The following is an 18,580-nucleotide window of genomic DNA, read 5'->3' as shown; positions in this document are numbered from 1 at the left end:
CGCGGGGTCAGCCGCCGTAGCGGCGACGGAAGGCCTCGACGCGGCCCTCGGTGTCCAGGACCCGCTGCTGGCCCGTGTAGAAGGGGTGGCTCGCGTCGGAGATCTCGACGTCGAACACGGGATACGTGTTGCCGTCCGACCACTCGATCGTCCGGTCCCCGAGCTTGTCGGAGGCGGTGATCGTCGAGCGGGTCAGGAAGGCGCTGCTCGCCGCGCGGTCGCGGAACACGACCGGGGCGTACTCGGGGTGGATGCCGTTCTTCATGAAAGTCAGCGCTCCTCTCGGAAGTCGACGTGCCGGCCCGCGATGGGGTCGAACTTGCGCAGGGCCAGGCGGTCGGGGTCGTTCCGCCGGTTCTTGCGGGTGACGTACGTGAAGCCGGTCCCGGCGGTGGACCTGAGCTTGATCACCGGTCGAAGTTCGTTGCGTGCCATGGACCCCAGTATATGGAAATGACTTCCGTTTTCAATAGCTCGCCGGGAGAGGTACGTCACCATGGCGCGGTGTGACGACTGGTAACTTGCTGCGGCGGTCGCACGACGGGAGCGACCGCTGTGACAGTCGTGAAGCAGGGGGAAGTTGTGCGCATCAGGAACGTACGGATCGTCGCGGGCGTCGCGGCCGTCGTGGCGGCACTGGCCGTGACCGGCTGCAGCAGCGACAGCGGCGGCGGCAAGAAGGACCGGGGCTCGGACAGCGGCTCGTCCTCGTCGACGGACGGCGGCTCGACCGGCGGCGCGTCCGGGTCCGCGGGCTCCGTGAAGGACACCGAGGGCATCTGGAGCGCCACGAGCGGCGGGCAGCCCGTCGTGCTCGTGGTCGGCGGCAAGCAGGCCTCGCTCAGCACGGGTGACGGGCACCTGTGCTCCGGCACGGTGTCCGACGGGGCCGCGCCGACGTTCGTCCTCAAGTGCGCGGACGGCAGCACGGACCGGACGACCGGCAAGGTCGAGTCCAACGACGGCAAGTCCATGCAGGTCAGCTGGGACGGCGGCAAGACCGACGCCTTCACCAAGTCCGAGGACGGCAAGCTCCCGGGCGGCCTCCCGACGGGCCTCCCCACGGGCTGACCCGCTTCGTAGCCCCTGAAATGCGACCCGAAGGGTCTGCATTTCAGGGGCGCGGGGCCGTGACATCAGCGGCTCCGCCGCGGGGCGCGACCAGCCACGAATCACCCGCACCCGGCGACGCTCAAGAAGCGGCAGTCCGCTCCCCCGAATCCTTTACCCCCATCGGCGAAGCCTCCGTGTCCAGCGCCTCGGACAGGTCGTCCAGCGTCTCCAGCAGCAACCCCGCGCCCCGACGGACGACCCGGTCCGGAACCCCGTCCCCGTCCCAAGCGGCCAGCGCCTCCCGGACGGGATCCCAGCGCGGCACGCGACGCTCACGGATCGCCCGGGCCCCGTCACGGGTCGCCTTGATCAGCGCGTCGGCGAGTACGGACGCGGCCGGCACCGGCGTGGCCCCGCGCTCCGGCAGATGCGCCTCCATCAGCATCGCCACCCGCCCCAGATGATGCAGCGCCTCGGCCGCGTCGTCGGCCGCGGCCCGTGTGAGACCCCGGCTGCGGACCGGCTCGGTCTTGGCCCGGGCCAGCGCCTGTTCCCACGCGATGTGCGCGTCCCGCGCCTTCAGCAGCGCCTCCCGCACGTCCGGGCAGGCCTTGCCCTCGGGCCGGGCGTAGTGCCCGACGACGGCCGCCGCGTACGTGCCGAGCGCGACGAGCCGGTCGGCGAGCCGGGTGCGCAGGCGCGGGGTCTCCCAGGCCGGGTAGAGCGCGTACGCCAGCATGGCGAGCAGTCCGCCGGCCAGGGTGAGCACGACCCGCTCGACGACGGTCTGGTCCCAGCTCTCGCCGCCCATGCCGAGCAGGAAGACGACGTACGCGGCGATGCAGGCCTGCGCCGCGAGCTGCCCCGTACGCATCAGCAGGTACATCAGGCACGCGCACCCCACGGCGAGGGCGGCCGCCGTGTACGTGTCCGGGTGGGCGAGCCGCACGATGCCGGTGGCCACGGCGACCCCGACGAGCGTGCCGGCGAAGCGGGCGACCGCGCGCGAGTACGTCTGCGAGAAGTCGGGCCGCATGATCATGACGGCGGACATGGGCGCCCAGTAGCCGTGGCCGAAGGGCAGCGCGTTGCCGAGGAGGTAACCGGCGAGGGCGACCGCGGTGACCCGGGTCGCGTGCCGCAGGATCGGCGAGCCCGGCCGGGCCTCGCGGCGGACGGCCCGCACGGCCGCGGGCAGCAGCCGGAAGAGGGACGGCCGGCGCAGGGAGGCGGCCGGGTCGGCGGGGCGGCGGCGGACGTCGTCGTCCTCGGGCCGGGTGCCGCCGGCCGTCTCCACGACGTCCCGCAGCAGCGAGCCGAGCCGTTTCGCCGCGCGCTGGGCGGGCCCGGTGAGGATCGCGGCGGTGTCCGGGCTGCGGAACGCGGCGACCGCGCCGCCCGGGATCGTCACCGGCTGCCCCTGGCGGATGGCGCGGGCGGCGGCGTCCAGGATCGAACCGGCGCCGGCGAGCAGCTCCCGCACCCGGTCCCGCTCGGGTCCCTCCTCGGGCACCCCGACGGCCGGGTCGGCGAGCGAGGCGAGGACGGGCCTGATCCGCTCGGCGAGCCCGCGCGTGCCGCGCAGCTGGGCGGGCCGGGTGCGGGCCTGGCGGGGGGTGAGCGCGGCGGCGCTGCGGGCCAGCATCAGCGGCTCGGGGTCGAAGGGGGCGACCGGGTCGTGGCGCAGCCGGCGCGCGTAGTCGGCCTCGGCGGCGAGCGCGTCGGCCAGCGCGTCCCGCTGGGCGCCCCAGCGGCGTACGGGGAAGAGGATCACCAGGGCCGCCTGGACCAGGCCGCCGACGATCATCATCGCGGCGTGCGCGGCGGCGCCCGCGACGGAGGTCGGCAGGGTGATCGTGACGAGCATCATCGCGACGTTCGACGAGGCGATCAGGCCGATGGTCGGGCCCGCCGCCCAGGCCAGTCCGGCCAGGAAGGTCCACAGCGCGAGCAGCGGCAGGAACAGGGCCAGGTGCGAGCCGGTGAGATAGCCGACGAAGGTGGAGACGCCGAGGCTCGCGCCGGAGGCGAAGGCCAGTTCGGGGCGCGGACGCCAGCTCCGCTGGAACGTGGCGATGGCCGCCTGGAACGCGCCGAAGGCCGATCCGGCCGCCACCTCCGGCCCGAACAGCCACAGGCTCATCGCGATGACGAGGGCGAGTCCGGCGGCGCCGCGCACCGCGATCAGCGGTTCGAGCCGCTTGCGCTCGACGCTCAACCCCGAGCGCGTGGTGTCCTTCAGCGCCCGGAACCAGCTCACCCGGCCAGAATACGGGGACTAAGCGGGATCAATCTCCCCGGACGGTGACGTACCGGACAGCCGGGTGCGGTCCGCCGCCGAGCGGCCCTCGTGCCAGCCCGCCTCGTCCGAGACGCCCCGCATCCGCGTCGTCACCGTCTCCGGGAACATCTCCTCCGTGCGGCCCGTCACCGCCACGTCCCGCGCGGCGAGCACCGGCAGCAGCTCCCCGCGCTCCCCCGTCACCTCGTCCGCGACCGCCGCGAGCCGGTCACCGATCCGCTGCGCGTACGCGGCCAGGAACGACTGCCGGAACGTCTTCGTACGCTTGCGGCCGCCCGCCCGCTGCTCCGCCTCGGCCCGCGTCATCGCCGCCGTGGCCTGTACGAGCAGCGAGGTGTACAGCAGCTCCACCGCCTCCAGGTCCGGTTCGAAGCCGACGACCGTGGAGAAGCCGAACGCGCCGTTCCACACCGCCTGGCAGCGGTTCGCCCCCGCCACCGCGGCGAGCAGCACCGCCTTCGCCGTCTCGTAGGGCGCGTCGACGCCGATCCGGCAGGCCGCGGGCGTGTCCTTCGCGTGCGTACGGGACGCGAGCAGCGCCTCGTCCACCGAGTGCCGGGCCATCAGCTCCTGCGCCTTCGCGGACAGCGCCTCGGCCTCCGGCGGGTAGCCGGTCGCCTCCGCCTTGGCGAGCAGCGCGCGGATCCGGGCCAGGGTGCGCGACTCACCGGCCACGGGCACGCTCAGCGCCTCGCCGGGCACCGGACCGACCGGCTCGATCGCGGGCAGCCGCAGCAGCAGCCGGTACAGCTCCAGGGTGGTCGTCGCCGCCGAGAAGCGGTCCGTGCGGGGGGCCTCACCGGCGGGCAGAGCCTCCAGCTGGGCCGTCCAGCGCGGCGGCAGCACGTCGTAGCGGCCGGTCTCGGTGCGGATCAGGCGAGCCGCGAGCCGGCTGTGCGCGGTGTCGGGGCCCAGGTCCCGAACGACCATGCGGTGCAGGTCGGCGGGCTGCCAGCCGCGCTCCCAGGCGCGGCGCACGAGCTCGCGTCCGCGCCGGGCGAGTTCGGTGTCGGACGCGGGGTCGGCCGCGAGGAGGGAGGCGCCTGTGTCCAGGTCGCCCTCGGATCCGTACAGAGCCTTGGCGAAGGCGCGATCGACGGTGCCTTCGCTCATGTGCCTGTCTCCCTCTCGGTCTCCCGGTCGTCTCCCGGCTTCGATGATCTCAGGGGCGCGGGCCGCTCGGGATGCCGGGCGGGGGCGGGACTGGGACGCTCGGGACATGAGAGTGGCACTGGCGCAGACGGACTGCGTGCTCGGCGACGTCGAGGCGAACCTCGCCACCGCCCGCGAGCAGCTCGCGCAGGCCGCGGCCCAGGGCGCCGACCTGGTCGTCTTCCCCGAGCTGAGCCTGCACGGCTATCACCTCGGCGCGCTCGCCACCGACACCTCCATCACCGTCGACGACCCGCGGCTGCTCGCGCTGACCTCCGAGCGGGGCGGGCCCGACGCGCTCGTCGGCCTGCACGAGCACACCGGCCTGCGCGCCTACAACGCCTCCGCCCTCTACTCGCGCGGCGCCCTCGTGCACTCCCACCGCAAGCTGTACCTGCCGAACTACCTGGCCTGGGAGGAGCGCAAGCACGTCAGCCCCGGCCAGCAGCTGCGCGCCTACGACCTGCCCGGCGGGCGCGGCCGGGCCGCGACCCTCGTCTGCAACGACGCGTGGCAGCCGGTGCTGCCGTGGCTCGCGGTGCAGGACGGGGCCGAGGTCGTGATCGTCCCCGCGAACAGCGCGTCCACGCTCGACCCCGAGGCCATGGACACGGGCCTGTACTGGGACACGCTGCTCGCGTACACGGCGAAGATGCTCCAGTGCTGGGTCGTCTTCGTGAACCGGGTCGGGAACGAGAACGGGGCGTCCTTCTGGGGCGGCTCCCGCGTCGTCGACCCGCGCGGCACGGTCGTCGCGCAAGCCCCGAAGTGGGAGCGGGCGCTGGTCACCGTCGACGTCGAGGTGCACGAGGCGCGGCGGCAGCGGCGGTCGGTGCCGCTGGTCGCGGAGGCGCGGCTCGGGCTCGTCGACCGGGAGGTCAGACGGCTGATCGACGAGGGCGGCGACAGCTGACCCCGGTGCTCGGGGCCGGCTCGCCCGGGGATTGTCAGTGGCCGGTGTGAGACTCGCTGCATGACCGGACGCTGGGTGCTCGCCCCGACCGAGTCCGGCGGCGCGGAGCTCGCGCCGCTGGGCGACGACGGGCTGCCCGCGGGCCCCGTCGTGCGCGAGCCGGACCTCGCCGGGGCGGTCCGCTCCCGGCCCGACGTGACCCGCTGGGTCTGGCGCGACACCCACGCCGTGTACCCGCGGCTGCTCGCCGCCGGCGTCCGCGTCGAGCGCTGCTACGACATCGAGGCGGCGGAGAACCTGCTGCTGGGCCACGAGGGGCGGCACGGCGAACCCCGCTCGGCGGCCGCCGCCCTGGCCCGCCTGCGCCAGGGCCCCGTGCCCGCCGACCCGCCGCCGCGCACGGCCGCCCCCGGCTCCCAGTCCTCCCTCTTCGAGCCCCGCCCGCCCGTCGACGTGCCGCTGCCGGACCTGGTCGAGGTGTACGCGGAGCAGCAGCGCAGACACGCGGCGGCCGAGCACCCGGAGCGGATGCGGCTGCTCACCGCATCCGAGTCCGCCGGGATGCTGGTCGCGGCGGAGATGCGCGCGGCGGGCCTTCCGTGGCGGGCCGATGTGCACCGGGCCGTGCTCGCGGAGCTGCTCGGCGAGCGGTACGCGGGCGGCGGCGAGCCGCGCCGGCTCGCGGAGCTGGCGGACGAGGTGTCGGCGGCGTTCGGCAGACGGGTGCGGCCGGAGCTGCCGGCGGACGTCGTGAAGGCGTTCGCCCAGGCCGGCATCAAGGTCACCTCGACCCGTCGCTGGGAGCTGGAGTCCCTGGACCATCCGGCGGTCGCGCCCCTGATCGCCTACAAGAAGCTGTACCGCATCTACACGGCCCACGGCTGGTCCTGGCTCCAGGACTGGGTGCGGGACGGACGCTTCCGCCCCGAGTACCTGCCGGGCGGCACGGTCTCGGGCCGCTGGACGACGAACGGGGGCGGGGCGCTGCAGATCCCCAAGGTGATCCGCCGCGCGGTCGTCGCCGACCCGGGCTGGCGGCTCGTCGTAGCCGACGCGGCGCAGATGGAGCCCCGGGTGCTCGCGGCGATCTCGCGGGACCCGGCGTTCATGGAGGTCGCGGCCCAGTCCGGCGACCTCTACCAGTCGGTCTCGGACCGCGCCTTCTCCGGCGACCGCGACCAGGCCAAGCTGGCCGTCCTCGGCGCCATGTACGGGCAGACCTCGGGCGACGGCCTGAAGAACCTGGCGCTGCTGCGCCGCCGCTTCCCGCGCGCGGTCGCGTACGTCGACGAGGCGGCGCGGGCCGGTGAGGAGGGGCGGCTCGTGCGCACCTGGCTGGGCCGCACCTGTCCCCCGGCGGCGGGCGCCTCCGGCGCGGAGGAGGCGGGCCTGCCGCAGGACGAGACCTCCGCCGACTCCCCGTACGGCTACGCCTCGACGAACTCCCGTGCCCGGGGCCGCTTCACCCGCAACTTCGTCGTCCAGGGCAGCGCCGCCGACTGGGCCCTCCTCCTGCTCGCCGCCCTGCGCTCCACCCTGGCTCCGCTCGCCGCCGAGCTGGTCTTCTTCCAGCACGACGAGGTCATCGTCCACTGCCCCGAGCACGAGGTCCCCGAGGTGACGGAGGCGATCGAGCGGGCGGCGGCGACGGCGGGGCGGCTGACGTTCGGCCAGACCCCGGTGCGGTTCCCGTTCTCGGTGGCGGGGGTGGAGTGCTACGCGGACGCGAAGTGAGCTGCTTTCAGCGGCGCCGGACCTCGAACTCGGCGCCGGGTGCGGCGTGTTCGACGGGGCCGTCGAAGCGCGTGGAGGCCCGGTCCACGGCCTCGCGCGGGGCGAGTGAGCGCCCTACGTGCGTGACGATCAGCCGTCCCGCGCCGGCCTTCGTGGCCGTCTCGCCCGCGTCCTCGGGCGTGTGGTGGACCCGTTCGGCTTCCGGAGCCGCCGTCGGATGCCGGTCGCTGTCGGCCTCGCAGAGCAACACGTCGCAGCCGGCGGCCAGTTCGGTCAGGCTCGCACAGGGGGCCGTGTCCCCGGAGTACGCGAGGGAGCCGCCCGCGCCCTCGACGCGCAGCCCGAAGGCGGGCATGCCGTGGGCCACGGCCCGGCCGGTCAGGCGGAGGGGGCCGACGTCCACCTGGTGGCCGTCGTACAACTCCGTGACGGCGAAGGCCGATCGACCGGGCTGCGGTCCGCGCCGTTCGTCAGGAACCCGGCGAGGCGGTCGGTGATGCCGGGCGGACCGTACAGGGGAATCGGGGCGGTGAGGGTGAGGTCGGCGTAGAGCGCACCGTAGTAGGCGGTGAGCAGGTCCGCGCTGTGGTCGGCGTGCAGGTGCGAGATCCAGATGGCGTCGAGTGCGTCGAGGCGCGTGTACCGCTGGAGCGGGCCGAGCGTGCCGCTGCCCGCGTCGACCCAGATGCGGGCGCCGCCGCCCGTCACCAGATAGCCGGAGCAGGGGTTGTCCGCGCTCGGGTAGGGCGTCGCGGAGCCCAGGACCGTGAGATGCAGCGTCTGATCAGCCGTTGCGTGACCCTAGTGTCGGCGGCGGGTCTCCCGCCGCCCGTTAAGGTCGGGCCCCATGCACTCCGACGATCACGCCCTGCGCCCCGCGACCCGCGCCGACCTGCCGGTGGTCCTGGCCCTGCTCGCCGACGAGGACCGTGTCGTGGACCCGGCGACCGTGGTCGTGACGGAGGCCTACGAGCGGGCCTTCGCGGCGATCGACGCCGATCCGCGCAACGAGATGCTGGTGCTCGTGGAGCCGGGCGGCACGGTCGTGGGCTGCCTCCAGGCCACGTACATCCCTGGGCTCGGCAAGGGCGGCGCCGAGCGCGCGCTGATCGAGGCGGTGCGCATCCGCGCCGACCGGCGGGGGTCGGGCCTCGGCCGGGCCCTGATGTCCCGCGCGATCGAGCGGGCCCGCGAGCGCGGCTGCGCCCTCGTCCAGCTCACCAGCAACAAGCAGCGGACGGAGGCGCATCGGTTCTACGCGGGGCTGGGTTTCGCGCGCAGCCACGACGGCTTCAAGCTCCCCCTGTAGCCGAGCGCGGGCGTCTCACGCAGCCTGGGCCACTCCGAGCAGGCGCACGGCCGCCTCGGGGAGTTCACGCCCCTTCAGCCACACCGCGTGCAGCAGACGGCGCAGCGGGACCGCCGGATCGACCTCGATCTCGCGCAGCCGGCCGTGGTCCACGTCCTCCTGGACGGCCAGCGCGGAGAGCACGGCGGGGGCCAGCCCCTGGGCGGCCGCGCTGCGCAGGGGCGCGGTGGAGCCCAGTTCGAGTATCGGCACGGCCACGCCGTCGTACGGGCGCAGCGCCTTCTCCAGGGTCTCGCGGGAACCGGAGCCGGGCTCCCTCAACAGCAGGGGAGTGTCGGCGAGTTCGCGGCCGGTGAGCGGGCGGCGGCGCCGGGTCCAGGGGTGGCCCGGGGCCACGACCACGGCGAGGCGGTCGCGGCCGACGACCGTGCGGTGCAGGTCGTCCGGCACCCAGGGCCCCTCGACGAAGCCCAGGTCGCAACTGCCGCGGCGCAGCGCCTCGATCACCCCGGAGCTGTTGGTGACGGTGAGCCCGACGTGCGTGTCGGGCGACTCCTCGCGCAGCCCGACCAGCCAGCCCGGCAGCAGTTCCTCGGCGATGGTCAGACTCGCGGTCACCAGGAGCCGGTGGTCCTGCCGGGACCGCAGCGCGGCGGCGCCCGCGACGAGCGCCTCCGCCTGTTCCAGCAGCGAGCGCGCCCAGTCGCCGACGACGGCGCCGGCGGGCGTGAGCCGCGAGCCCGAGGTCGAACGGTCCAGCAGCTTCAGCCCCATACGCCGCTCCAGCGTCCGCATCCGGGCGCTCGCGGACGGCTGGCTGATGCGCAGCCGCGCGGCGGCCCGGCCCAGGCTCCCGGTCTCGGCGACACAGACGAGCAGTTGCAGGGCGTGCAGGTCGGGGAGCGGGCGCGGGGTGCCGTCGGCGGCTCGGTCGATGGTGCGGTCGGTGGTGCGGTCGGACTCCGAGGTCATCGGCGAGCTCGTACGGTCATAGCCGAACCCTATGACCTGCCCACAAGATCGCGTCTAGTGGGCTCCCCGGGCCCGGCGCACGCTGAGATCCATGGTTCTCATCGGTCCGCCACGCCCACGCCGCACGACGGCGCCGCCCGCCGCCCCCCGCGCGGAGCGCCTCGCCCCGGGCCTCGCGCTCGCCGCGGCGGGAGTCGCGGTGGCGTACGGGATCCACCGGCTGCTGCCCGCCGTGCCGATGCTCACCGCGGCCGTGGTGCTCGGCATCGCCGCGGCCCATCTGCCGGTGACCGCTCCCCTCGTACGGGGTGCCGCGCGGCCCGGGCTGTCGATGGCGGGCAAGCGGCTGATGCGGCTCGGCATCGTGTTGCTCGGCCTGAAACTGAGCCTCAGTGACGTGGTCCAACTCGGCTGGCAGGCGGTCGCCATGGTGGCCGGCGTCGTCCTGGTCACGTTCTTCGGGACGCAGTGGCTGGGCCGCCGGATCGGGCTGTCCGCCGACCAGTCGCTGCTGGTCGCCACGGGTTACTCGATCTGCGGCGCGTCCGCGATCGGCGCGGTCAGCGGCGTGCTCGGCAAGGACGGGAACGACGAGCGGCACGAGGCGGAGGTCGCCGCCTCGGTCGCCCTGGTCACGCTCTGCGGCACGCTCGCCATCGCCGTACTGCCCCTGCTGCGGACCCCGCTCGGCCTGGACCCCACGGAGTTCGGGCGCTGGGTCGGCGCGAGCGTCCACGACGTCGGGCAGGTCGTCGCCACCGCCCAGACGGCCGGACCCGAGGCCCTGACCAAGGGCGTCCTGGTCAAACTGATCCGGGTCGCGATGCTGGCGCCTCTCGTGGCGGGGGTCGCCCTGAGCCGCCGCCGCGCCGACCCCACCACCTCCACCGCCCGCCCCACGCTGCTCCCCCTGTTCGTCGTGGGCTTCCTGGCGATGGTCGCCCTGCGCACCACGGGCCTCCTCAGCGCCCCCCTCCTCGACGCGGCCACCTTCACCCAGGAACTCCTCCTGGCCGCCGCCCTGTTCGGCCTCGGCAGCGCCGTCCACCTCCCCACCCTCGCCCGCACGGGCGGCACCCGCACGGCCCTGCTCGGGCTGGCGTCCTGGGTGCTGGTGGCGGGGGTGTCGTACGCGGGGGTGCTGCTGACGGGATCAGTCACCGCCTTGTCGACACCCTGAGCACAAGCTCACGACAACCTGACGACAACAGAAAACCCCAGGCCGGATGCATCCGACCTGGGGTCTTTAACTGAGCACCTTCGGGATATCAGATCCTGCTGAGGTCGACCTCCACGGCGAAAGGCGCCGAGACCTTGATGACACCGGTGAACACTTCCCCGTCCCGATAGGCCCTGGCGGCCGGATCGAGGACGTAGGTGTACACGAGAGGCACGCCGGTCACCGCCTGCTCGACCCTCCAATAGAAGGCGATACCAGACTTGGCGTACTGGTCCGTCTTCACGATCCGGTCGGTGGTCTCCGATCCCGGTGAGACAACCTCAACGACCAGCAACACGTGCTCAGGACGGGTGGGCGTGATGTCGATCGTGTCCGCGCGGTACACCACGACGTCCGGGCGCCGATTCGTGAGCGGGACGTCCTGGAGGCGAACGTCGAAGTCGGTGTCCGCGTTCCAATCAGGCCCCGCAGCCGCCTCCAAGGCATTCGCCAGGATCCGAGCGAGCCGGTTGTGGCGCTTGGAGGCGCTGGGGCTCACGACAACCATCCCGTCGACGATCTCGATCCCTGCACACTGCTCGTCGGACCAGGAGTCGTACTGCTCCGCCGTGATCTGCTCGTGCATCCACGCAGGGGCTGCCATCTCGGCAGTCATGACGCACCTCCCGGACATCATGCGGGGGCGGTCCCGATCCCGCTGAACTCAGCGTACTGTCTCAGCTCCCCCAGCACGTCGGACGCCAGAGCAGCTGCCACGCGTGCTCCGGCTGTCCAGCAGGCACTCGGGTACTCACATCCGCATCACACGAGCGCAGGTCGACCAGGCCGCGAAGGCCGTGCGACTCGCCATGCCCCGAGCAACAAAAAACCCCAGGCCGGATGAATCCGACCTGGGGTCTGTGTCTGAGCCGCCTTCGGGATTCGAACCCGAGACCTACGCATTACGAGTGCGTTGCTCTGGCCATCTGAGCTAAGGCGGCGCCGCCGCGCGCACCGGAGTGCGTCAGCAACGTCGCCAATCCTACACGGTCCCCAGGAGTGCTCCGCGCACCCTTTTTCGGGGGGCCGGGGCGGTCGCTAGCAGCGCTTTCCGTCCTTCGGCGGGGTGCCGGTCAGGAGGTAGTGGTCGATCGCTCCGTCGATACAGGTGCTGCCGCGGCCGTACGCGGTGTGGCCGTCGCCGTCGTAGGTGAGGAGGCGGCCCGAGGAGAGCTGGGCGGCGAGGGACTTGGCCCAGGGGTAGGGGGTCGCGGGGTCGCGGGTGGTGCCGACCACGACGATCGGGGCGGCGCCCTCGGCGGTGATCCGCTGCGGGGCGCCGGTCGGCTTCACCGGCCAGTACGCGCAGTTCAGCGACGCCCAGGCGAGGCCCGCGCCGAACACCGGGGACGCCTTCTCGAAGTCGGGCAGGGACTTCTCCACCTCGTCCGGCGAGGTGAACGCCGGGGGCGCGTCCAGGCAGTTCACGGCGGCGTTCGCGAACATCAGGTTCGTGTACGAGCCGTCCGGGTCACGCTCGTAGTAGCTGTCGGACAGGGCGAGCAGGCCGGCGCCGTCCTTCTTGGAGAGGGCCGCGGTGAGCGCGTCGCGCAGCTGGGGCCAGGCGCCCTCGTCGTACATCGCGGCGATCACGCCCGTCGTCGCGAGGGACTCGCCGAGCTTGCGCCCGTCGGGGTCGCCCGCGTCCAGCGGCTTCGCGTCGAGGTCCGTGAAGAACTTCTTCAGGCGTTCGCCGGCCTGCGCCGGGGTGCCCTTGCCGAGCGGGCAGTCGGAGCGGCCGACACAGTCCTTCGCGAAGGACTGGAACGCGGTCTCGAAGCCGGCGGTCTGCTGCATGTTCAGCTCGCGCGCCGACAGCGACGGGTCCATCGCGCCGTCGAGGACCAGACGGCCCACCCGCTCCGGGTAGAGCCCCGCGTAGGTCGCGCCGAGGAACGTGCCGTAGGAGGCACCCACGTAGTTCAGCTTCTCGTCGCCGACGGCCGCCCGTACGAGGTCCATGTCGCGGGCCGTCTCGACGGTCGACACGTGCGGCAGCACCTCCCGCGAGGTCCGGTCGTGCGTCTCGCAGCCCTGCGCGAAGTCCTCGAACGCCGCGCTCAGCTCCGTCCGCTCACCGGCGTCGTCCGGCGTCGCGTCGGTCTGCGTGTACCGGTCCATGGCGCGCCCCGAGAGGCAGGTCACCGGCTCGCTGCGGGCGACGCCGCGCGGGTCGACGGCGACCATGTCGTAGCGGGCGCGGATCCCCTCGGGGTAGCCGATGCCCGCGTACGACTGGAGGTAGCCGACGGCCGAGCCGCCCGGGCCGCCCGGGTTGACCAGCAGGGAGCCGAGGCGCTTGCCGGGGCCGGTGGCCTTCTTGCGGGAGACGGCGAGGTCGATGTTCCCGGCGGCCGGCTTGTCGTAGTCGAGCGGCGCCTTGAGCGTGGCGCACTCGAAGCCGGGGGCACCGCACTCGCGCCACTTCAGGGTCTGGTCGTAGTACCTGGTCAGGCTCTGCGGCGTGGACCGGGGCAGGGCGGTGAGCGAGGCGCCGGCGGAGTCCGCGGGCTGCGGCGAACAGGCCGAGACGCCCGTCAGCAGCAGGCCCGCGGCGGCGGCCAGCAGGGCGGATCGTCGACGGCGGGCGGGTCGGGTCAGGCGCCTGGAGTGCATCGGGCGAGCGTAACGCTCCGCGCGCCGGCCGTCACTTTACGTACCCGGCGGTCCTGAGCGGGCCCGCTTGATTTCGGCCGCGGCTCCGGTGGGGGCTGGTCGCGCAGTTCCCCGCGCCCCTGGAAGGCATGCGGCTTCGCCGCGCCTTCCCCCGGCAACAGGCGCCCCGCACCTGTCTCGGGGAAATGCGACCCGAAGGGTCTGCATTTCAGGGGCGCGGGGAACTGCGCGAGAAGCCCCACCGGCCCGCACCCGCCGACCGACCCTCAGCCCCCCCCCGGCCCGATCAGCCCGCGCGCAGAGCCATCGTCATCGCCTCCACCGCCAGCAGCGGAGCGACATTGCGGTCGAGGGCCTCGCGGCACGCGGCGATCGCCTCGACGCGGCGCAGGGTCGACTCCGGGGACGTCTCTCTGGCAAGGCGCTCCAGCGTGTCCTGGATGTCCACGTTCGCCAGCGCCACCCGCGAGCCGAGCTGCAGCGCGAGCACGTCCCGGTACACCCCGGTCAGCTCGGTGAGGGCCAGGTCGAGGCTGTCCCGCTGCGAACGCGTACGGCGGCGCTTCTGCTTGTCCTCCAGGTCCTTCATCACGCCGGCGGTGCCGCGCGGCATCCGTCCGCCGCTCTGCGCGCCGAGCGCCGCCTTCAGCTCCTCGGTCTCCTTCGTGTCGACCTCCTCGGCGAGCTGCTTGGAGTCCTCGGCCGCCGCGTCGACCAGCTCCTGGGCCGCCTTGAGACAGCCGCCCACGTCGGCGACGCGCAGCGGCACCTTCAGGACGGCGGCCCTGCGCTCCCGCGCGCGCGGGTCCGTGGCCAGCCGCCGGGCCCGGTCGATGTGGCCCTGGGTGGCGCGCGCGACCGTGGCGGCGACCTCGGGCTCGATGCCGTCGCGCCGTACGAGCATGTCGGCGACGGCGTCGACCGCCGGGGTCGACAGGGTGAGCAGGCGGCAGCGGGAACGGATCGTGGGCAGCACGTCCTCCACGGAGGGCGCGCACAGCAGCCAGACCGTGCGGGGAGCGGGCTCCTCGACGGCCTTGAGCACCGCGTTCGCCGACTTCTCGTTCAGCCGCTCGGCGTCCTCGACGAGGATCACCTGCCAGCGGCCGCCGGCCGGCGACGTGTACGACTTGCGGACCGTGTCGCGCATGTCGTCGGCGAGGATCTGCGTGCCGACCGCGGCCACCGTCGACACGTCCGCGTGCGTGCCGAGCAGCGCCGTGTGGCAGCCGTCGCAGAAACCGCAGCCCGGCGCCCCGCCCAGCGCCCGGTCGGGGCTCACGCACTGCAGCGCCGCGGCGAACGCCCGCGCCGCCGTGACCCGCCCCGAGCCGGGCGGGCCCGTGAACAGCCACGCGTGGGTCATCTTCGACGCTGCGGGCGGCGCGGTGCCCTGCGCCACCGCCGTCACCAGGGCGTCCGCGTCCCGCGCGGCCGCGTCCAGCGACCCCGCCACGCGCTCCTGACCGACCAGGTCGTCCCACACGGTCATGCGCCACCGCCCTTTCCTCGCCCTCCCGCCATTGTGCCGGGCGCGACTGACAGCCCCCGAATTCCGGCTGACAACCCGGCGCTCCGCGCGATGGGATGAGCCCATGAGCGATCTACGGAACGGTTCGAACGACCTACGCGATCTGCGCGGTCTGCGCGTCGAGACCCTCGGCCCCGATGACAGCCGGGCGCTGGCCGACTGGCGTCACATCCACAACACCGTCGTGCCCGTCGCCTCGGCGCTGCTCTCCCTGAACGACGTCCGCGAGCGGGCCGGGCGCAACGTCCTGGAGCTCGCGTACGCCCCCGACGGCACCCCCGTCGGCTGCTCGACGGTCCGGCCGCCCCGCGACGGCGGCGCCGCCACCGTGATCTCGCGCGTGCTGCCCGAGCACCGCGGCCAGGGCTTCGGCACCGTGCTGTACGAGCGGGGGCTCGCCGCCGCGCGGGCGCTGGGCGCCGAGGCGGTCGAGACCGTCGTGCTGACGTCGAACACGGCGGGGCTGCGCTTCGCCGAGCGGACCGGGTTCACGACCGAGGTCGACCGCTACCGGCTGGACGGCGACACCGTGGACTGGGTGGAGCTCAGGCTGACCTGAGCCCCCACCCCTCACGCTGTCTCAGCGCCGGCGGCGCCGCCCGCGCCCGTCCTCGGGCTCGTCGTCCAGGCCCCCGAGCAGCTCGTCCGCGAGGGACGGCAGGTCGTCCAGCGGCGTCTCCTCCGCCCAGTCCGGGCGGGGGCGGCGCGGCCGGCCCTGCTCGTCGACCTGCGGCAGTTCGGCCGTGCGCTCGTTCTCCCGCTCCCGCGCGGCGGGCCGCTCGTCACGGAAGTAGCCCGGCGGGACCCGGTCGGACGTTTCCTGGATCTGCGGCAGTACGGCCGTCTCGTCGGCGGCCGGACGCGGCAGCTGCGCCGTCTCCTCGGCCTCCCGCACGGGCGGCTTCGGCATGACCGTGGTCTCCTCGGCGTCCGCTCCGGCCGCTTCGGGCCGCACGATCGGCGTCGGGACCGTCGTCTCGTTGTCCGGCACGTCAGGGGCGGCCTCGGACACCTGGGGCGCGGCCGGAGCCGCCTTGGGGCCGGACTCCGGGAGCTCGACCTTGCGCAGGTTCGTCGTCGGCGTGTGCGCACTGCGCTGGGCGGCCTGCGCCGCCTGCGCGGCGAGCCGGCGGGCCTCCTCCGCGCGCAGCAGCGCTTCCTCGGCCTTGCGCTGCTTCTCCAGGCGGCGCTCCTCGGCCTCGGCCCGAAGGCGTGCCTCCTCCTCGGCCTCCTTGCGGCGGCGCTCCTCCTCGGCCTTGCGTGCCTTCTCCTCGGCGAGTAGACGGGCCTGCTCCGCCTCGGCCTTGCGGCGGGCCTCCTCGGCGCGCTGCCGGGCCTCCTCCGCCTGGCGCTCGGCCTCGACGCGCTGCGCCTCCTCCAGCTCGCGGCGCTGACGCTCCTCCTCCTCGGCGCGCAGCTTGGCGAGCTGCTCCTGACGCTCCCGCTCCAGGCGCTCCTCCTCGGCCTTGCGCGCGGCCTCTTCCTCGGCCTTGCGCCGCGCCTCTTCCTCGGCGGCCTTGCGGGCCTCTTCCTGGGCCTTGATCTCGGCCTCGGAGAGGGGCAGCAGCTGGTCGAGGCGGTGCCGGATGACGGTGGTGACGCCCTCGGGCTCCTGGCCCGCGTCGACCACCAGGTAGCGCCCGGCGTCGGCGGCGGCCAGCGTGAGGAAGCCGGAGCGCACGCGCGCGTGGAACTCCATCGGCTCCGACTCGAGCCGGTCCGGCGCCTCGGTGAACCGCTCGCGCGCGGCCTCCGGGTCGACGTCGAGCAGCACGGTCAGGTGCGGGACGAGGCCGCTGGTGGCCCAGCGGTTGATCCGGGCGACCTCCACGGGCGACAGGTCGCGGCCCGCGCCCTGGTAGGCGACGGACGAGTCGATGTAGCGGTCGGAGATGACGACGGCGCCGCGCTCCAGGGCGGGCCGTACGACGGTGTCGACGTGCTCGGCGCGGTCGGCCGCGTACAGGAGGGCCTCGGCCCGGTGGGACAGGCCGGCGCTCGACACGTCGAGCAGGATCGAGCGCAGCCGCTTGCCGACCGGGGTCGCGCCGGGCTCGCGCGTGACGACGACCTCGTGGCCCTTGGCGCGGATCCACTCGGCGAGCGCCTCGGCCTGGGTGGACTTGCCGGCGCCGTCGCCGCCCTCCAGGGCGATGAAGAAGCCGGTCGCGGCGGGGGCCTGCGCCGGATCGTTCCCCCCGAGGAGGGCGTCGCGCAGGTCGTGGCGGAGCGGGACGCCGCTGCGGTCGTCGGTCTTGGCGAGGACGAGCGCGGCGACGGGCAGCAGCAGCGCGCCGACCAGCATCAGCGTGAACGCGGCGCCGCCGTGCGCGAAGACGAACTTGCCGTTCTCCAGGCGGTGCGGGCCGATGAGCCCGGCGAGGACCGGGGCGAGCAGCACGCCGAGCGCGACGGAGACCCGTACGACGGCCTGGAGGTGCTCGGTGGTGCGGGGCCTGCGGTACTCCTCGGTCTCCTGGTCGAGCAGGGTGTGCCCGGTGTGGGCCGCGATGCCCGCGGTGACGCCGGCGAGGGCGACGACGAGGAGGACGGTGGTGACGTCCGGGACGAGGCCGGCGGCGAGCAGGGCGATGCCGGTCAGCGCGATGACGAGGGCGAGCAGCCGGCGCCGGGACAGCGCCGGGAGCACGGCGGGCGCGGTGCGGATGCCGACGGCGGTGCCGCCGGTCAGGCCGAGCACGAGCAGCCCGAAGGTGACGGGGCCGCCGCCCAGGTCCTTGGCGTGCAGCACGGAGACGGCGACGGCGGCCGAGATCGCACCGGCGATCGCGGCGCAGGCGAGGACGAGCAGCGGGATGGCGCCGGTGCGGCCCTTGTCGACGCCGGCCGCGGTCTTGGGCCGGCGCAGGCCCTCGAGCGGCGAGCGGGCGCGCGGGGTCTGCGTGTCCGGCAGCTCCAGGAAGAAGACGACGGACAGGGAGGCGGCGAACAGGCCCGCGCCCACGTAGGAGGACAGCGCGGCCTGGTGCAGCGAGAACCAGTCGACGCCGGCGCCGATCAGGTTCTGCACGAGCGTGACGAGCACGAGGGCGGCGGCCGCGAGCGGCACGGCGAGGAAGGTGGTGCGCAGCGAGAGGCGGCGCAGGGCGTCCAGGTGGTCGGGCAGCGGCCGGATCGCGGCGCCCTCCGGGGGCGGCGCGGGCAGCAGCGCGGGCGCCGCGCTCTCCTTGGCGACGGTCCAGAGCCGCTCGGCGACGCCCGCGACGAAGGCCGTCACGAGGAGCAGCGCCATAGCGTTGTCCGGCGTCCAGTCGATCCACAGGGGGGCGACGATCAGCAGGGCGGCGCGCAGTCCGTCGGCGCCGACCATGGTCCAGCGCCGGTCGAGCGGGCCGCCGGGCGTGGTCAGGGCGGTGAGGGGGCCGAGGAGCACGGCGCCGAACAGCAGCGTGGACAGGATCCGGGCCCCGAACACGCTGGCGACGGCGAGGGCCACGCCCCGGTATCCGCCGCCGAAGGATTCCTGGGCGATGGCCGCCTGCAGGGCGAGCACCACGAGCACGAGCAGCCCGAGTACGTCACCGACCCCGCCGACGAGCTGGGCGGACCACAGCCTCTTCAGCTGCGGTACACGCAGCAGAGCGCGCACGGCACGCTCGCGGGAATCCGCCACCAGGGCGTCGTCGGAGGCCGTGTGGGGGGCCGTTGGCTGCTCGGCACGGGTCATTCGTCCAGCCTATCGGGACACACCGACAGCCATGGCCCCTGCCCGAACAAATGCCCGGGAGCAGGAAGGACACCGGCGGGAACGGGAAAAG

The 18,580-nt window shown here is 74.1% G+C and carries 15 protein-coding genes, 1 tRNA gene and 1 pseudogene; 6 read left to right on the top strand and 11 right to left on the bottom strand.

What is annotated here, in order from left to right:
- Window positions 1-7: 7 nt before the first annotated feature.
- Complete coding sequence (locus tag ACIBTU_RS06285; protein ID WP_399124732.1) at window positions 8-265, bottom strand: type B 50S ribosomal protein L31; 258 nt, start codon at window positions 263-265, stop codon at window positions 8-10.
- Between the two features lie 5 nt (window positions 266-270).
- Window positions 271-435: a 50S ribosomal protein L33 gene (gene rpmG / locus ACIBTU_RS06280; protein WP_399124731.1), complete on the bottom strand. Its 165-nt coding sequence runs from the start codon at window positions 433-435 to the stop codon at window positions 271-273.
- Between the two features lie 147 nt (window positions 436-582).
- Here rpmG and ACIBTU_RS06275 point away from each other — a divergent pair, with 147 nt between their 5' ends.
- Entirely contained in the window at window positions 583-1,071 is a 489-nt protein-coding gene (locus ACIBTU_RS06275) for a hypothetical protein (RefSeq protein WP_399124730.1), read from the top strand.
- 121 nt (window positions 1,072-1,192) lie between these two features.
- Here ACIBTU_RS06275 and ACIBTU_RS06270 read toward each other — a convergent pair whose 3' ends face one another.
- Window positions 1,193-3,313, bottom strand: a complete 2,121-nt coding sequence (locus tag ACIBTU_RS06270; protein WP_399124729.1) for an FUSC family protein — start codon at window positions 3,311-3,313, stop codon at window positions 1,193-1,195.
- An 18-nt stretch (window positions 3,314-3,331) separates the two neighbouring features.
- Window positions 3,332-4,468, bottom strand: a complete 1,137-nt coding sequence (locus ACIBTU_RS06265) for a DUF2786 domain-containing protein (RefSeq protein WP_399124728.1) — start codon at window positions 4,466-4,468, stop codon at window positions 3,332-3,334.
- 106 nt (window positions 4,469-4,574) lie between these two features.
- Here ACIBTU_RS06265 and ACIBTU_RS06260 point away from each other — a divergent pair, with 106 nt between their 5' ends.
- Window positions 4,575-5,420 carry a nitrilase-related carbon-nitrogen hydrolase gene (locus ACIBTU_RS06260; protein ID WP_399124727.1) on the top strand — a complete coding sequence of 282 codons (846 nt, stop codon included), beginning with the start codon at window positions 4,575-4,577 and terminating at the stop codon, window positions 5,418-5,420.
- Between the two features lie 60 nt (window positions 5,421-5,480).
- Window positions 5,481-7,154, top strand: a complete 1,674-nt coding sequence (locus ACIBTU_RS06255; RefSeq protein WP_399124726.1) for a bifunctional 3'-5' exonuclease/DNA polymerase — start codon at window positions 5,481-5,483, stop codon at window positions 7,152-7,154.
- Window positions 7,155-7,161: 7 nt separating this feature from the next.
- On the opposite strand, the pseudogene ACIBTU_RS06250 reads toward ACIBTU_RS06255, so the two are convergent.
- A pseudogene (locus ACIBTU_RS06250) lies at window positions 7,162-7,931 on the bottom strand (MBL fold metallo-hydrolase).
- A gap of 70 nt (window positions 7,932-8,001) precedes the next feature.
- Between ACIBTU_RS06250 and ACIBTU_RS06245 the strand changes: the two are divergent.
- Entirely contained in the window at window positions 8,002-8,463 is a 462-nt protein-coding gene (locus ACIBTU_RS06245) for a GNAT family N-acetyltransferase (RefSeq protein WP_399124725.1), read from the top strand.
- Window positions 8,464-8,478: 15 nt separating this feature from the next.
- Here the strand turns inward: ACIBTU_RS06245 and ACIBTU_RS06240 are convergent, their stop codons facing one another.
- On the bottom strand, window positions 8,479-9,435 hold the full coding sequence (locus ACIBTU_RS06240; RefSeq protein ID WP_399124724.1) for a LysR substrate-binding domain-containing protein: 957 nt from the start codon (window positions 9,433-9,435) through the stop codon (window positions 8,479-8,481).
- Window positions 9,436-9,526: 91 nt separating this feature from the next.
- Here ACIBTU_RS06240 and ACIBTU_RS06235 point away from each other — a divergent pair, with 91 nt between their 5' ends.
- Complete coding sequence (locus ACIBTU_RS06235; protein WP_399124723.1) at window positions 9,527-10,615, top strand: YeiH family protein; 1,089 nt, start codon at window positions 9,527-9,529, stop codon at window positions 10,613-10,615.
- Between the two features lie 88 nt (window positions 10,616-10,703).
- Here ACIBTU_RS06235 and ACIBTU_RS06230 read toward each other — a convergent pair whose 3' ends face one another.
- The 4 genes from ACIBTU_RS06230 to ACIBTU_RS06215 form a co-directional block, all read right to left on the bottom strand.
- The gene (locus ACIBTU_RS06230) at window positions 10,704-11,270 is read right to left on the bottom strand and encodes a Uma2 family endonuclease (protein WP_399124722.1); all 567 of its coding nucleotides are present in this window, start codon (window positions 11,268-11,270) and stop codon (window positions 10,704-10,706) included.
- 251 nt (window positions 11,271-11,521) lie between these two features.
- Window positions 11,522-11,595: transfer RNA gene (locus tag ACIBTU_RS06225), tRNA-Thr, on the bottom strand.
- A 97-nt stretch (window positions 11,596-11,692) separates the two neighbouring features.
- A complete protein-coding gene (locus tag ACIBTU_RS06220; protein ID WP_399124721.1) occupies window positions 11,693-13,270 on the bottom strand; it encodes an alpha/beta hydrolase in 1,578 nt (525 codons plus the stop codon).
- A gap of 286 nt (window positions 13,271-13,556) precedes the next feature.
- Entirely contained in the window at window positions 13,557-14,762 is a 1,206-nt protein-coding gene (locus ACIBTU_RS06215) for a DNA polymerase III subunit delta' (RefSeq protein ID WP_399124720.1), read from the bottom strand.
- 103 nt (window positions 14,763-14,865) lie between these two features.
- Here ACIBTU_RS06215 and ACIBTU_RS06210 point away from each other — a divergent pair, with 103 nt between their 5' ends.
- Window positions 14,866-15,360, top strand: coding sequence for a GNAT family N-acetyltransferase (locus ACIBTU_RS06210; RefSeq protein WP_399124719.1), 495 nt, complete (start codon window positions 14,866-14,868; stop codon window positions 15,358-15,360).
- Window positions 15,361-15,381: 21 nt separating this feature from the next.
- On the opposite strand, the gene tmk is transcribed toward ACIBTU_RS06210, so the two are convergent.
- The gene (gene tmk, locus ACIBTU_RS06205) at window positions 15,382-18,489 is read right to left on the bottom strand and encodes a dTMP kinase (RefSeq protein WP_399124718.1); all 3,108 of its coding nucleotides are present in this window, start codon (window positions 18,487-18,489) and stop codon (window positions 15,382-15,384) included.
- Window positions 18,490-18,580: the final 91 nt, after the last annotated feature.

The organism is Streptomyces sp. NPDC050145, from assembly GCF_044460245.1.
Classification (GTDB): domain Bacteria; phylum Actinomycetota; class Actinomycetes; order Streptomycetales; family Streptomycetaceae; genus Streptomyces.
The sequence above is the reverse complement of the archived record's forward strand: the minus strand, read 5'-3'. Positions and strand labels throughout refer to the sequence as shown.